Consider the following 15,508-nt stretch of genomic DNA (forward strand, 5'->3'; position numbering starts at 1 on the left):
CAAACACCTTTCTAATTGACACGTTTTCCATTGTGACCGAAGGGCGTCTGGGCGTGAAGGGCAAACTTGGAGGGCGCATACCTTCCATCCATCATGCGCTCGATAAGGCCCTCGAGTTCAAACGAACCCAAGAGTTTGAGTACGCCGACGGCATCAAGCGAGACGAGCGCCGCGATGTCGTCGACCTTGAGCGGAGAGGCGATGAGCGCATGCATCACGGTCTGCTGTGTTGGATCCAGGTCGGCAATGCCGGGAGCATCAGGGCGCGAGTAGCGCAGGGTGCCGTAGATACGTGAGATAGCCATCTCGATAGATTCCTCATCGATGATGCAGCAGGCACCGTTCGCAATGAGGTAATTCGTGCCACGCGACTCGGGCGATAGGATCGACCCCGGCACGGCAAGAAGTTCGCGCCCCAAATCCATAGCAGCCTCGGCTGTAGAAAACGTCCCGGAAGGCATACCCGCCTCGGATACAAAGAGGGCTTGCGACAGGGCCGCGATCACGCGATTCCGGCGCGGAAAGGCAAACTTGCGCGGACCCATGCCCCACGGAGAGATCGACACGACCGCGCCACCCGTATCGAGCGTGCGAGTAATAAGCCCCGCGCTCGAACGCGGGTAGACCACGTCGGCGCCCGTCCCCAGCACCACGACGTGTTTGCCGCCGGCGTTGACCGCAGCCCAACCCGAGGCCTGGTCACAACCGACCGCGCCGCCCGAAACAACCGTCACTCCCGCCTCGACCGCCACCTTTGCCGCAAGCTCTGCCACGGCAAGACCATACGGCGAGGCCTTTCGCGCGCCGATGATGGAGAGCGCGGGCGTCGAAAGCGCCTCGGGGTTGCCGCGCACATAGAGCGTCTGAGGTACATCAGAAAGCTCCAAAACGGTCTCGGGATACAACGCGTCACCTGGATGCAGCTCGAAGGTCCCCTCGGCCATCATTGGTCCCTCCTTCCCTGGTACATCGCCGCCTCGAGCACGTGGTCCTGCGTCACTTGCTCGCTCTCGGCGACATCTGCGATCGTGCGCGCAATGCGAACCAGGCGCACGATGCCACGCCCTGTGAGATGCGTGCGTTTGGACAGACCGAGTACGCATTTCTCGGCAGCATCATCGAGCTCAAAGGTCGAAACGACGCCGTCAATGGACCGCGTCTCGTCATCCTCGGCCTCGGCATCCGCATCGTCCATACGAGACTCGCGCCAGGTGCGAAAAGCGCGACCGCGCACAACGTAGTCACGTAACTCGGCCGACGACATACCCTCCGCGCCCTCGATAATCACCTGGGGATCGGGACGGGTCACATCGATCATCATGTCGATACGGTCGGCCAAAGGACCGCGCAGCTTTGCCCGATAGCGCTCGACCATCGATGCCGAGCAGCGGCACGGCACCTCGCGGTCGCCCAAAAAGCCGCAGGGGCAGGGATTGCTCGCAGCGAGCAGCTGAAAGCGCGACGGGAAGGTAAAGGCCCCGTCGACGCGTACGATCCTCACATAGCCGCGTTCGATGGGCTGACGCAGCGTCTGCAGCACACCCGTGGGAAACTCGGCAAGCTCGTCCAAAAAGAGCACGCCGCCATGAGCAAGGCTAATCTCACCCGGGTGCACCGGGCGCCCGCCGCCGATAAGGCCTGCGGTCGAAATACTGTGATGGGGACTGCGGAAGGGCCGGTGCCCCGCCAACAAGCCATCAATGTTCTCGCCCAAAACCGAATGGATGCACAGTGCCTCCTGCTGATCCTCAACGGAAAGCTCAGGCAGAATGCCAGTCATACGGCGCGCAAGCATCGTCTTGCCCGATCCCGGGGACCCGATCATAAGCAAACCGAGCTCACCCGCTGCCGCCAGTGCCATGCCGCGTTTGGCAACCTCCTGCCCCAGCACGTCGGCATAGTCGAGTTCGGGCTCAAAAGTAGCCTCCACACCCTCGGAATCCAGATAATGCCGCGCGGCATCGCCCATGCCATGGGCAAGCTGAGACAAATGATCTATGAATCCGCAATCCACGCCCGCGAGTGGCACATGCTGGTCTGATCTGCCGGCGATAAAAGACAGCCCCAAATCACGCGCCAATAACTGAAACGCCACCTCGCCCTTGACGGGAAGCACCGTACCGTCCAAGCCAAGCTCACCGGCGATAAGACAACGATCGAGGTTGTCGCGGGGAATCTGACCATCGGCCGCCAATACCGCGATGGCGATGGGAAGATCAAAGCCGCTACCGGTCTTACGAATATCGCCAGGTGCCAGGTTAACGGTAATGCCCGAGCGTGGGATCTCGAACCCGGCGGAGCGCATCGCACAGCGAATGCGACCACGCGACTCCATCACCTCCATACTCGGGATGCCGAGCATCTGAATGCCCGGAACGCCGCCGGCAAGCGAGACCTCGACCGTGACGTGAATCGCCTCGACGCCGCGGATGCAGGCCGCGTGAACGGCAAACGTCTCGAACGCCATCACGACACCTGCCAATCGAACGCGTTGTACTGATGCTCGATCTCGGCGATATGCCCGCCGCGAATGGTGACACCCACGGCATCGAAGCGAATCGCCTTGAGCGGATAATGCTCCATGAGATAGCAACTTGCGATGCGGCGGTAGCGGCGTTGCTTTTGGGCGTCCACGGCTTCCTCGGGAAAGACCCGCGTAGTGCAATCCAGGGCGACGCGTCTGGTCTTGACCTCGGCCATCACCACGACATCGTCGAGCTCATCAAGCAGCACCAGATCGGCCTCGCCCTCGGTGCAACGATAACCCTGTTCCAGCAAGGTGTAGCCGCGCTCGTTAAAGTAGTCGATGGTGATCAGCTCGCCCAGCATGCCCAGCTCGCGGGGACTGAGTCCCTTGATAAACTCGGGCGTCATCGCCCCGCAGTCGAGCTCGCCGTTTTCCCAACGCTCCTTGAGCCGCTGCGTCTTGCTCTTTTTGCTTGCGGCACTCATGGGGTCTCCTTTCCCGCACACTGCATTGCCCCGATGATGAGGGCACCTTTCATGCGGGTAAGTACCGGAAGCAAACCAAAAGCTGACCAAATGCCAACAAAAAACGGGCCGTACGCAACAATCACGTTGCACACGGCCCGCTACCAGCAGGTTTATAAAACGCCAGGGGTCCCTGTCTCCACAATTGACCTAGAAAAGGCGCTCAGTCTGCAGAAAGTTTCCGCAAAAGCTCACGCGGTGCAGCGGACAAAGTCCATGTTTGCGAATCGCCTCGATGTGCTCGGGGCTTGCGTAGCCCTTCGACTCGGCTAGATGATACTCGGGGTACTCGGCGTCGTACTCGACCATCATCTCGTCACGCGTGACCTTGGCCATGATGGACGCCGCGGCGATGCAGGCGATTTTGGCATCGCCCTTCACCACGTCGCGCTCGTTGGGAACGGCGCCCAAGGGGTTGCCATCCATGAGGACGCAGTCGGGTTCAAGTCCCGTATCGGCCACGGCGCCCGCAACGGCAGCGCGAATGGCGCGGGCCATGCCCATCTCATCGATATCCTTCGGCGCAATATGGCAAAAACCGATCGCCGTCGCCACCTCGGCAATCTTCACTGAGAGCAACTCTCGGCGCGCCGGCGTGAGCTTTTTGGAATCGTTGATACCCCAAACGTGCGGCTCCATAGGAAGACAGACGGCGCACACCGTCAAAGGACCGGCCACCGATCCGCGACCCACCTCGTCGACACCAACGACCACCCCATCGCCGCCAAGCTCATGCATAAGCTCGTACATGTCATTGACGCGCTCGCGCTCGGCAAGCTCTTTGGCATGGCGTTTGAGGGCGCGTTCACAAGCCTTGATCACCTGCTGGCGCGGGTCCTCGCGATAATGCTCCACGAGGGCGGGAATCTCCTCAAACGTAGCGCTCGCCAACTCACCGGCAACCTGCGATGCCGAAACCGAGCTCGTCATGTTGGCCATACCAGGCCCTCCTTGCATGCAAATCAGATAAAAAGAAGGGCCACCCGAAGGTGACCCTTGTGTCCAAACGAGTGGACAGACGCTGCGATCTTCTTAGCGCTTCTCGGGGATGCGAGCAGCCTTGCCCACCTTGTCGCGGAGGTAGTACAGCTTGGCGCGACGGACGCGACCATGACGAACGACCTCGAGCTTGGCGATCTTGGGGCTGTGAAGCGGGAAGGTACGCTCAACACCGACACCGAAGGACATCTTGCGGACGGTGAAGGTCTCGCGGGCACCGGCGCCGGCCATGCGGATGACGTCGCCCTGGAAGACCTGGATGCGCTCGCGGTCGCCTTCCTTAATGCGGTAGTGAACCTTGACGTTGTCGGCGACGCGAACCTGAGGAATGTCCTCGCGGATCTGCTGACGCTCGATTGCGCGGATGTAATCCATGTGCAATTCCTTACTCTTCTAGAGGTGCCGTACCACCTTGGCCGGCACGTAGTTGAACAAACGTATTTGAGTATACACGCGCGGGTTTCTGCTGCAAGAACAATTTTTTACGCAGACAAAAAGACAAAACCCGCACATGATAACCGCCAGCCTCACGAATGAGACGGGCGGCATGAAGGGGGCTACGCTAGGCGTCTAAACCCAAAACGTTAGGCGGAACGCTTGGCCTCGAGCTTGGCCTGAGCGGCAGCCAGGCGTGCGAGGGGCACGCGGTAGGGCGAGCAGGACACGTAGTCCACGTCGGCCACGTTAAACAGGCCTTTGATGGACTTGGGGTCGCCGCCGTGCTCGCCGCACACGCCAAAGTGCATGTCGGGGTTGGTGGCGCGACCCTTCTCGACGGCCATACGCACCAGCTCGAGCACCGCTGTGTCGATGGTCTCGAAGGGATTGTCCTTCAAGATCTTCTTATGCATGTACAGCGGGATGAACTTAGCCTCGGCGTCATCACGCGAGAAACCGAAGGTCGTCTGGGTGAGGTCGTTGGTGCCAAAGCAGAAGAAGTCTGCGTGATGGGCGATCTCATCAGCGACCATGCAGGCGCGCGGCAGCTCGAGCATCGTGCCCACGGGAATATTGAGCTCGACGCCCTCTTCGTCGGAAACCTCGGCGATCACGCGCTCGATAACCTCGCGGGTCTGAACATGCTCGGCCGTAATGGAAACGAGCGGGACCATAATCTCGGGACGCGGATCGACGCCCTCCTTGATGAGGCGAGCGGCAGCCGTGGCGACGGAGCGGACCTGCATGAGCGGCAGATCGCTAAAGACGATGGACAGGCGCACGCCGCGTAGGCCGAGCATCGGGTTGGACTCGACCATGCCGTCGATACGACGCAGGCGGGCGCGCAGGACGGCAAGCTCTTCCTCGCTGGCGCCAGCGGCTTCCTTCTTGGTGATGGCGACCTCGAGCTCGCGAGGATTATCCAGGAACTCATGAAGCGGCGGATCGAGCAGGCGGACGACCACATCGCGACCGGACATGGTCTTGAACATCGCCAGGAAGTCCTCGGTCTGAACCTTGAGCAGGTCGGCCAGGGCCTGCTGCTTCACGGCCTCATCGTCAGACAGGATAAAGCTCTGGATGATGTTCTTGCGGTCGCCCAGGAACATGTGCTCGGTGCGGCACAGGCCGATGGCCTCGGCGCCAAACTCGAGCGCGAGCGCGGCATCCTCGGGGTTGTCGGCATTAACGCGCACATGGTTGGCATGGCCACCGGTCTCGTCCAGGCGAATCTCGTCGGCCCAGGATAGGATGGTGTCCAGATCGCCGGTGAGCTCGGCGGAGACCAGGTCAACGGCGCCGTCGACGACGATGCCCTGGGTGCCGTCGATGGAGATGATGTCGCCCTCGTGCAGCACGCGGTCGCTGCCCTCGATGCGCACGACCTTCTCGGCGGCGTCGATATGGAAGCGCTCAACGCCACAGACGCAGGGCGTACCCATGCCGCGGGCGATAACGGCGGCATGGCTCGTCTTGCCACCGTGGCTGGTCAGGATGCCCTCGGCGGCTACCATGCCCTTCAGGTCATCGGGGTTGGTCTCCCAGCGAACCAGAATGACCTTGTGGCCCTCGTTGGCGCGCGCGACGGCGTCGTCGCTCGAGAACACGACCTCGCCCACGGCGGCACCGGGGCTGGCGTTCAGACCGCTGGCCAGCGTCTCGTACTTCTTGGAGGCGTCAAACTGCGGGTGCAGGAGTTGGTCGAGCTGCGCGGGATCGATGCGGCTCACGGCCTCCTCGCGGGTGATCAGGCCCTCCTCGACCATTTCGATAGCGATGCGCAGGGCGGCGGTGGCGGTGCGCTTGCCCACGCGGGTCTGGAGCATCCAGAGCTTGCCCTGCTCGATGGTGAACTCGATATCGCACATATCGCGATAATGATCCTCGAGCGTCAGGAACACGCGCTCGAGCTCCTCACCTGCGGACTCGAGGCCCGGGGTGGTCTTGAGGTCGGCGATAGGCTCGGTGTTGCGGATACCGGCGACGACGTCCTCGCCCTGAGCATTAACCAAAAAGTCACCGTAGAACTCCTTGGTGCCGTCGGCCGGATTACGCGTAAAGGCGACGCCTGTCGCAGAGGTCTCGCCCTTGTTGCCAAAGGCCATGGCCTGCACGTTGACGGCGGTGCCGAGGTCGTCGGAAATGCCATGCTGCTTGCGGTAGATGCAGGCACGCTCGTTCATCCAGCTGCCAAAGACGGCCTGAATTGCAAGGCGTAGCTGAAGCTCCGGGTCGTGCGGGAAAACGGGCTTGCCGTCAGCGACCTCGAGCTCGGGATACAGGGAGGCATCGACGTTCTCGGAGAAGATGCCCTTAAAGGTCTCGACGAGTTCCTGCAGGTCCTCGGCCGAAAGCTCGGAATCGATGCGAACGCCGGCGACCAGACGGGCCTGGGTCAGGGCGTTCTCGAACAGGTCGGCGTCAACGCCCATGACGACATTGGAAAACATCTGGATAAAGCGGCGGTAGCTATCCCAGGCAAAACGCGGGTTCTGCGTCTGCGCGATGAGGCCCTGGACGGAATCGTTATTGAGGCCCAAGTTGAGGACCGTGTCCATCATGCCGGGCATGGAGAACGGAGCGCCCGAACGAACCGACACGAGCAGCGGGTCGTTGGCGTCACCGAGCTTCTTGCCGCAGCGGGCCTCGAGGTCCGCCTCGGCAGCAACGATCTCATCGAGTGCGTCTTCGGGCCAGACGTTGCCGGCACCGGAGTACTCGACACAGGTCTGGCAGGTAATGGTAAAGCCACCAGGAACCGGCAGGCCGATACGACTCATCTCGGCAAGGTTAGCGCCCTTGCCACCAAGCACGAAGTTCACGGACTTGTCTCCCTCGGTGACACAGGTGCCCTGGGCGTCGGTTCCAAAACGGTAAACCCTCTTGCAATCGCTCACGATACTTCCCCTTCCATGCACTTACGCGCACGACCGTGGTAACGAATCGACCCGCCAGATGCGGGCCGTGAGGGAACTATACGGCGGGTTTTGAGCAGGCTTAAGCAGAGGATGCGCGGTTTGGTAAACGTGCTAAAACTGGCGGTAAACGGTAGGTAAAGGTGGTTACATTATGAAGATACCACTGTAAGAACGTGCAGGTCAGATGCGATATTTTTGCTAAATCGCTTTATCAAAATGCTGCTACTATTAGGCTCGACGGGCGGCGCGGCGGGCACGGGCTTCTTGGATTTCCTCCAAGTGGCTAATGATCTCGGCAGCGCTTTCTTCGATGGCCTTGCCGTCGGTACGCACCACAAAGCAGCCTAGGCGCTTCATGAGCGCACGGGCTTCCTCGAGCTCGCTGTGCACGCTCTCGGGCTCGGCATAGGAGCCGGCAACGGCACGAGCGTAGTCATCGCCCAAGCGGCTATCGCGAATTTCGGAAATCACATCGACGGTCGAAATCAGGCCGAACAGGCGCATCGGGTCGACCTCGTAAATCGACTTGGGCGGCTCCATGCCATGCGCCAGTGGGACATTGGCGACCTTGTAGCCCTGATAGGCCAAATACATCGACAGCGGCGTCTTGGACGTACGCGATACGCCCAGCAGCACGATATCGGCTCCCGACAGATCGTCGCAGCCGCGCCCGTCATCGTGCTCAACGAAATACTCCATGGCCTCGATGCGATGGAAATAGCGGTCATCGGTCTTGTGAATCACACCCGCGACGCCCTTGGGCGGCACACCGATGAGCGACGACAGCACGGCAAGCGTCGGGCCAATCAGGTCGACCGAACGAATATGCAGCATGCCCAGGTAATCGAGCACGCGGGCGCGAAGCGCCGGATCGACAATGGTGTGGAACACGGCAATATCGCGATGGTCGGCATCGACGCGCGGGCCCACAAACGACTCCACCTGCTCCACCGAGGTCACCTTGGGCAGGCGCAAGAGAAGAAAAGCCCCTTCATCAAATTGCCCGGACGCCGCAAGCACCACCTCACAAGCGGTATCACCGAGCGAGTCGGAGATAACGATAACGGTGGGACGAGCGGTGACCGGGCAATCCATGCGGGGCTCCTTTAGCGCTTATGCGCAGGCTGGCTTACTTTTTGCGGGCAAGCTCACCGATGTTGGCGATGCCGGAGAAAACGGCCTCGAAGCGGTTGAGCAGCTTAAGGCGATTATCGCGGAGCTGCTCGTCCTTGTCCATGACCATGACCTCATCGAAGAAGCGGTCGATGGGCGCGCGCAGGGCGGCAAGGGCGGCAAATGCGGCCGGGTAATCCTCGGCAGCAAGGGCGGCATCGACAGCGGTCTGAGCAGCCTCGGAGGCATCGGCAAGCGCGAGCTCGACCTCGCCCATCGGGCCGCGGTCGTACTCCGCACCCAGCTCGGGCTTGGAGATGTGTGCGGCGCGGGCATAGGCGGTCGCAAGGTTGTCGAACGTCTCGGCGTCGTTCTTGCGGGCCTCGTCGAGGGCGGCGCAGCGGGCGAAGAAGACGGACGGGGCGATGATGTGCACCGCGGAGACGGCGGCAACGGTATCGGCCGGGATCTTTTCGTCGCGGGCCATGCTCACCAGACGGCCGTGGAAGAAGTCGCGAACCTGCTGAGCGACCTCGGCGGCGTCGAACTCGATACCCTGCTCGCTATAAAGCTCAAGGGCAAAGTCGATAAGCGACGTGGGATCGATCGGCAGACGGTCGCGCAGGATGTTGATGATGCCGATAGCGGCACGACGCAGCGCGTAGGGATCGGAGGAGCCGGTCGGGGGCTCGCCAATGGCAAAGATACCGGCGATGGTATCGAGCTTGTCGGCGCAGGCCACGATGCAGCCAGCGGTGCCCTCGGGCAGCTCGTCACCGGCAAAGCGGGGACGATAATGATCGCGAATGGCGTGGGCGACCTCATCGTTCTCCCCCATCGCGGTGGCGTAGTAACCGCCCATCACGCCCTGCTGGCTCGTGAACTCGACGACGGCGTTGGATACCAAGTCGGCCTTGCACAGGTGCGCGGCGCGAGCGGCATCGGCTGCCAGGTGAGCACCCAGGTGTGCCTCACGGGCAATAGCGAGCGCGAGCTGCTCGATGCGCTCGGACTTGGCGAGCACGCTACCGAGCTTCTCCTGGAAGGCGACCTTGGCCAGACGCTCGCGGAACTCGTCGAGGGAGATCTTCAGGTCCTCCTCGTAGAAGAACTTGGCATCGTCCAGACGGGCACGCACAACGCGCTCGTTGCCGTCGATCACGCGCTCGGCGTTCTCGGGCTTGCTGTTGGAGACGACCACGAACTCACGCGTGAGCTTGCCCTCGCCGTCATAGATCGGGAAGTAGCGCTGGTTGGTGAGCATGGACTCGCAGATGATCTCGTGCGGGACCTTGAGGAACTCCTCATCGAAGGTCCCGACGAGCACCGTCGGCCACTCGCAGAGGTTGATGACCTCCTCAAAGACCTTCTTGGGCGTATCGACATGGCAGCCGGGACGGGCAGCCTCGACCTCGGCGATACCGGCAAGGATGGCCTCGCGACGGCGCTCGGCAGAAAGCACGCCGGCGTCCTCGAGCACCTGCTCGTAGACGGCGGGGCTGGCGACCACATGGTCACCGGGGCCAAGCACGCGATGACCACGCGTGGTGTTGCCACTCGTCACGTCGGCAAACGACACGGGCACAACGTCCTCGCCCAGAAGGCAGCAGATCCAGCGGACCGGACGAACAAAGGTCGCATGCTCGTGACCCCAGCGCTGAGAGCGGTAGTTGGGCCACTGCAGGCCAGCGATAGTCTTCTCGCACAGGGCCGTCAGGATCGGGGTGGCCGGGGCGGAAGGGATGTTCTTCTCGGCAAAGACGTACTCACGGCCGTCGGTGTCCTCGCGACGAACCAGATCCTCGGCAGCCACACCGCACTTGCGGGCGAAGCCCTGGGCGGCCTTGGTGGCGTTACCATCGGCATCGAAGGCGATGTTGGCCGCGGGGCCGCGCTTGACCTCGTGAACCTCGTCGGTCGCGGTGGCGACGTCGGCAACGAGCGCAGCCAGGCGGCGCGGGCTCGAGATCACACGGACCTCGCCGTGGGCCAGACCGGCCTCGTCGAGACCCTTGGCGATCATGGTGCCAAGCTGCTTGACGGCATTGTTCAGCGGTGCGGAGGGCATTTCTTCCGTACCGATCTCAAACAGGAAATCCTTAGCGTCTGCCATGGCTTACGCCACCTCGCCTTCCTGATCGGCATTCTCGTTGACTCCGGCGACCTCGGCCATGTAGGCCTCGCAGCACGCCTTGGCGACGGCGCGGACGCGCAGGATGTAGTTGGCACGCTCGACCGCGGACAGGGCGCCGCGAGCATCGAGCAGGTTGAAAGCGTGGCTGCACTTCATGACGCAGTCATATGCCGGCAGCGGCAGCTTGCGCTCCAGGCAGGAATGGCACTCGGCCTCGTAGTCGTCAAACTTCTGACGCATCATCTCGACGTTTGCGACCTCAAAGTTATAGGCACTGAATTCGCGCTCGTTCTCGAGGAACACGTCGCCATAGGTCATGGGCGTGCCGTCGGGCAGGTAGCTCCACACCAAGTCGTAGACCGAGTTAACGCCCTGCGCATACATGGCAATGCGCTCTAGGCCATAGGTGATCTCGACGGGCACGGGGTCGACCTCGATGCCGCCTACCTGCTGGAAGTACGTAAACTGCGTGACCTCCATGCCGTTGAGCCAGACCTCCCAGCCAAGGCCCCAGGCGCCGAGCGTCGGGCTCTCCCAGTCGTCCTCGACAAAGCGGACGTCATGGTCGTTGGGGTCCAGACCGATAGCGGCAAGAGACCCCAGGTAAAGCTCCTGGGCGTTGACCGGTGAGGGCTTGATGAGCACCTGGAACTGATAGTAGTGCTGCATGCGGTTGGGGTTCTCGCCGTAGCGGCCGTCGGCGGGACGGCGGCAAGGCTGCGCATAGCAGGTGCGCCACTCGGCGGGACCGAGCGAGCGCAGCGTGGTCGCGGTATGGAAGGTACCGGCACCGACCTCGGAGTCATAGGGCTGCATGATGACGCAGCCCTGCTCGCCCCAGTACTGCTGGAGGCGCAGGATGATGTCTTGGAAGGAAAGCGATGAAGCGTTCATGCCTCTAATATCCCCTCGTCGAAACGATTACACGGTTAGGTACTGTACTATAGCGGTTTTTAGTCGATAGCGCCCAGACGGTTGAGCGGCCAGTAACGCACGAGCGCCACGGCGATCAATTCGGAGCGGTCGACCGGGCCAAAGTAGCGGGAGTCAGCAGAGTTCTCGCGGTTGTCGCCCATCACCCACACGCACCCGTCGGGAACGGTGTAGGGATAGCTTACCTGAGCGCCGGGCGCTTGGACCGAAAGTGGCCAGCTCATGCCCGTCGTATAGTCCTCGTCGAGCGCTTGGCCGTCAACGACCACCTTGCCATCCTGCAGGTCGACCGTCTGCCCGGCCGTGGCAATAACACGCTTGACAAGAACATCATGCTCGGAGGTGCCATCGGGGTTGTGAAACACCACGATATCGCCCTGCTTGACGGGCTGACCGAGCTCGAGGCTCACCTTTTGTGCCAGGATCTGGTCGCCAATCTCGATCGTGGACTCCATGGAACCGGTGGGTACCACAAAGGGTTCGACCACAAACGAGCGAATCAAGAAGGTAGCGACCAGTGCGATCGCGACGACCACGATCCACTCAAACGCACCCTTTAGCACGGAATGCTGCGATGGAACCATCCTCACTCCTCGCTCTGCGAATACGAAGCGTCCAGAATCTCCTGCGCGTAAGCGCGCTCCTCGGGCGTGAGCCGCGCCGTCTCAATCAGATCGGGACGCCAACGACAGGTGCGCTCGATGGCGTTCTTACGACGCCACGCATCGACCTTAGCATGATCGCCGCTCACAAGCACCGGAGGCACGCCCTCGCCGTTGAACTCGGCAGGACGGGTGTACTGCGCGTACTCGAGCAGGCCTCCATCCTCGGCGGTCGAGAACGACTCGTCCACGTTGCTCATCTCGTCGCCCAGGGCGCCGGGAATCAGGCGTACGACGGCATCGGCAACGACCATAGCGGGAAGCTCGCCGCCCGTAAGCACGTAGTCGCCGATCGACAGACGCTCATCGGCATACGCATACGCGCGCTCGTCGACGCCCTCGTAGCGACTGCACACAAACAGCAGGCGCTCACTTTTGAGCAGGCGCTCGGCCACATGCTGCGTAAAGGGCTCGCCACAGGGGGTGAAGAACACAACCGTGGGCTTGGGACCCTCTGCGCTAATGGCCTCGATGGCCTCTGCGATAGGCTCGACCTTCATGAGCATGCCCTGCCCGCCGCCGTACGGCTCGTCATCGACGGTACGATGGCGGTCGTGCGTCCAGTCGCGCAGGTTATACGCCTTAAAATCAAAAAGGCCGGCCTTGCGGGCGCGGCCCAAAATCGATGTGGACATGACGGGCTCAAACATCTCGGGAAAGACCGAAAGGGTCTCGATCAGCATGTTGTCCTCCCTACTTGTCCATATCGATCAGGCCGTCCATAACATGGACGGAAATTGTTCCTGTGTCGGGAAGATCGAGCACGACCTGCTCGATCACGGGAATCAGTACCTCGCCGTACCGATCGCCCTCGACAACCCAAACATCGTTAGCGGGCGTCGACATGATCTCGACGATCGTGCCGAGCGAACCGAAGCGCTCGTCGACCACCTCACGACCCATCAGGTCGGTATAGGCAGCGTCGAGCGAATCGAGCTCAAAGTCGTCACGATTTGCCAGCACGTAGCATCCCGTGATGCCCTCGGCGGCCGTCAAGTCGTCAATGCCCTCAAACGAGACCAGATCGCCATCGCCCGTATCGGTGACGGACACGACCGTGCAAAAGCGGTCGCGCTTGAGCGCCGGCGGCGTCAGGGCGACGCGCATACCCGGCTCTAATACAGAAGGAAGCCCCCGCAGCGGCTGCGCGAGGACCTCCCCCTTCCTTCCGTGCGGCTTGACCACACGGGCGATGTTTTTGTACTGGGACCTCAAGGTCCTAGCCCAGAACCTCTACCTCGACAGCAGTGTCGAGGCGAGCAGCCAGTGCACGGGCGAGCGTGCGAATGGCCTTGATGGTACGGCCACGACGGCCGATGACCTTAGCGACGTCATCCTCGGCGACCGAAACCTCAATCGTAGAGGCGTCATCACCATCGATGACCTCAAGGCTCACGGAATCCGGGTCGTCGACGATCTGAACAACGAGATATTCGACGAGATCGGCGATGCGATCTGAGAGCATTGCCTCACCCTCGAGCTGTGCAGCGTCAACCTCAGGCACGATTTACTCCTCGGCGCCCTCAGCGGCCTCAGCGGCAGCCTTAGCGGCCTCGGCCTCTTTGGCGAGCTGCTTCTTGGACTTCTTGACGACGGTCTCGGTCTTCTCGCCCTCGTTGGCGGCCTTGACCAGAGCGGCGACGGCGTCGGTGAGCTGAGCGCCCTTGGACTGCCAGTCGGCGATCTTCTCGAGGTCAAGGTTGATGGTCTTGGGGGCGGTCATCGGGTTGTAGCGGCCAACCTCCTCGATGATACGACCGTCACGCGGGGCGCGGGAATCGGCGACGACGACACGGTAGTACGGACGCTTCTTAGCGCCGTGACGAGCAAGGCGAATCTTGACTGCCAAAGGAAACTCCTCCAACCAAGCAGCTTTAGGCTGCAACTACAAACAAACAGTTGAACATAATACGCCATCGACGCGGGCAGGTGAAGTCCGTGAGACCAACTTCTTCGGTGTAGTCGAGGGCAAATCCATATCTTAGACAAGAATTCGGGATTTGCAAGCACATACACGCACCCCACATGAGCTGCGCGGTATACTCATGACATGGAAAGACGCGAACATACATACGGTTATGAGGATGCCATGGGCGTCACGCCGCCTCCCTGGACGGGTCCGGCGGTGGGTCTGATGGACCTTGATGCGTTTTTTGCGAGCGTGGAGATGCTCGATCATCCCGAATGGCGCGGAAAGCCGCTCATCGTGGGCGGAGACGCCGATTCGCGTGGCGTCGTGTCCACGTGTTCGTATGAGGCACGTCGCTTTGGCGTGCACTCCGCCATGCCCTCAGCCGAGGCGCGGCGCTTGTGCCCGCAAGCCATTTGGACGCACGGGCACTTTGATCGCTACCGCGAGGTGAGCGCGCACGTTATGGCAATTCTCGCCGACGAGACCCCGCGCGTTGAGCGCGTATCCATCGACGAAGCCTTCATCGATATCACACCGGGTCGCTTTGCGCCCGAAGACCCGCTGCTGGTTGCGCGGCGTATAAGCGGTCGCGTGGCAGAGCTGGGAGTGACGTGCTCCATTGGCGTGGGCTGCAACAAGACGGTCGCAAAAATCGCAAGCGAGCGGGATAAGCCGTTTGGGCTGACCATCGTGCGCCCCGGAACCGAGCAGCGCTTTTTGGCCGCGCTGCCGGTATCTGCCATGAGCGGCATCGGGCGCTCGGCCGAGGAGCGACTGCGCCGCATGCGCATCTACACCCTCGGCGAGCTATCACGTGCACCGGAATCCACCTTGGCCTCTATTTTTGGCGTCAACGGCGAACGCATGCGCCAGCGTGCGCAAGGACTCGAAATCTCCGAAGTCACGAGTCTCGATGAAGAGCGTGAGGTCAAGTCGGTCAGTAATGAACGCACCTTTGCGAAAGATTTGACTGAGCGTGGGGATATTGAGGCGGCGATTGCGCTGTTGGGAGAGTCAGTGGGACGCCGCCTGCGCCGTCAGGGGCTGACGGGTGCCACGGTAACGCTCAAGCTTAAGTATTCGTATGGCAGCGGGCGTACGGCACAGCGCCGGCTGCCTCATCCGACCGACGATGAGAACATCTTCGTGGCGGTTGCACTCGAACTGCTCGACAACATCTGGCAGGATGGCATGCATGTTCGCTTAGCGGGCATCGGCATGAGCGACTTCGACCACCAAGGCGGCATCCAGACTGACCTGTTCTGCGAGATCGATGACCGCGGAGCCCAATCCAGCGACCGCCGCGACCTCTCCGTCGCCATCGACGCCGTCCGAGACAAATTCGGCGACACCGCCCTTTCCTTCGGCCGCCAATCCCGCTTCAACGATTAACCGCCTTTGGGCAAAA

The 15,508-nt window shown here is 61.7% G+C and carries 15 protein-coding genes; 1 reads left to right on the top strand and 14 read right to left on the bottom strand.

Features of this window, described 5'->3' with window-relative positions:
- Positions 1-11 precede the first annotated feature (11 nt).
- From ABHR75_RS02420 to rpsP, 14 genes are all read right to left on the bottom strand, one after another.
- The gene (locus tag ABHR75_RS02420; protein WP_346963530.1) at positions 12-947 is read right to left on the bottom strand and encodes a DNA-processing protein DprA; all 936 of its coding nucleotides are present in this window, start codon (positions 945-947) and stop codon (positions 12-14) included.
- Complete coding sequence (locus ABHR75_RS02425) at positions 944-2,467, bottom strand: YifB family Mg chelatase-like AAA ATPase (protein WP_217108152.1); 1,524 nt, start codon at positions 2,465-2,467, stop codon at positions 944-946. The genes ABHR75_RS02420 and ABHR75_RS02425 overlap by 4 nt, the downstream gene beginning before the upstream one ends.
- Positions 2,467-2,952, bottom strand: a complete 486-nt coding sequence (locus ABHR75_RS02430; protein ID WP_217108153.1) for a YraN family protein — start codon at positions 2,950-2,952, stop codon at positions 2,467-2,469. Before ABHR75_RS02430 ends, ABHR75_RS02425 begins: the two co-directional genes overlap by 1 nt.
- Before the next feature lie 189 nt (positions 2,953-3,141).
- Positions 3,142-3,930 carry a ribonuclease HII gene (gene rnhB / locus ABHR75_RS02435; protein WP_118205739.1) on the bottom strand — a complete coding sequence of 263 codons (789 nt, stop codon included), beginning with the start codon at positions 3,928-3,930 and terminating at the stop codon, positions 3,142-3,144.
- Positions 3,931-4,023: 93 nt separating this feature from the next.
- Complete coding sequence (gene rplS, locus ABHR75_RS02440) at positions 4,024-4,365, bottom strand: 50S ribosomal protein L19 (protein ID WP_006236098.1); 342 nt, start codon at positions 4,363-4,365, stop codon at positions 4,024-4,026.
- A 209-nt stretch (positions 4,366-4,574) separates the two neighbouring features.
- On the bottom strand, positions 4,575-7,325 hold the full coding sequence (gene ppdK, locus ABHR75_RS02445; protein WP_346963531.1) for a pyruvate, phosphate dikinase: 2,751 nt from the start codon (positions 7,323-7,325) through the stop codon (positions 4,575-4,577).
- Between the two features lie 249 nt (positions 7,326-7,574).
- Positions 7,575-8,441, bottom strand: a complete 867-nt coding sequence (locus ABHR75_RS02450) for a pyruvate, water dikinase regulatory protein (protein ID WP_161115629.1) — start codon at positions 8,439-8,441, stop codon at positions 7,575-7,577.
- 34 nt (positions 8,442-8,475) lie between these two features.
- On the bottom strand, positions 8,476-10,572 hold the full coding sequence (glyS, locus tag ABHR75_RS02455) for a glycine--tRNA ligase subunit beta (RefSeq protein ID WP_346963532.1): 2,097 nt from the start codon (positions 10,570-10,572) through the stop codon (positions 8,476-8,478).
- Positions 10,573-10,575: 3 nt separating this feature from the next.
- Positions 10,576-11,487 carry a glycine--tRNA ligase subunit alpha gene (locus ABHR75_RS02460; protein ID WP_006236091.1) on the bottom strand — a complete coding sequence of 304 codons (912 nt, stop codon included), beginning with the start codon at positions 11,485-11,487 and terminating at the stop codon, positions 10,576-10,578.
- Between the two features lie 59 nt (positions 11,488-11,546).
- The gene (gene lepB / locus ABHR75_RS02465; protein WP_055309866.1) at positions 11,547-12,110 is read right to left on the bottom strand and encodes a signal peptidase I; all 564 of its coding nucleotides are present in this window, start codon (positions 12,108-12,110) and stop codon (positions 11,547-11,549) included.
- Positions 12,111-12,112: 2 nt separating this feature from the next.
- The gene (gene trmD, locus ABHR75_RS02470; protein ID WP_055285126.1) at positions 12,113-12,871 is read right to left on the bottom strand and encodes a tRNA (guanosine(37)-N1)-methyltransferase TrmD; all 759 of its coding nucleotides are present in this window, start codon (positions 12,869-12,871) and stop codon (positions 12,113-12,115) included.
- A 10-nt stretch (positions 12,872-12,881) separates the two neighbouring features.
- Positions 12,882-13,373 (bottom strand): ribosome maturation factor RimM, encoded by a 492-nt coding sequence (gene rimM, locus ABHR75_RS02475; protein WP_226812527.1) that lies wholly within the window; start codon positions 13,371-13,373, stop codon positions 12,882-12,884.
- Positions 13,374-13,407: 34 nt separating this feature from the next.
- A complete protein-coding gene (locus ABHR75_RS02480; protein ID WP_171021534.1) occupies positions 13,408-13,653 on the bottom strand; it encodes a KH domain-containing protein in 246 nt (81 codons plus the stop codon).
- Positions 13,654-13,695: 42 nt separating this feature from the next.
- Entirely contained in the window at positions 13,696-14,037 is a 342-nt protein-coding gene (gene rpsP / locus ABHR75_RS02485) for a 30S ribosomal protein S16 (RefSeq protein ID WP_022094749.1), read from the bottom strand.
- Between the two features lie 201 nt (positions 14,038-14,238).
- Here rpsP and dinB point away from each other — a divergent pair, with 201 nt between their 5' ends.
- The gene (gene dinB / locus ABHR75_RS02490) at positions 14,239-15,492 is read left to right on the top strand and encodes a DNA polymerase IV (protein WP_195544404.1); all 1,254 of its coding nucleotides are present in this window, start codon (positions 14,239-14,241) and stop codon (positions 15,490-15,492) included.
- Positions 15,493-15,508 lie beyond the last annotated feature (16 nt).

It is taken from the genome of Collinsella aerofaciens (genome assembly GCF_039752955.1).
Taxonomy (GTDB): domain Bacteria; phylum Actinomycetota; class Coriobacteriia; order Coriobacteriales; family Coriobacteriaceae; genus Collinsella; species Collinsella aerofaciens_BI.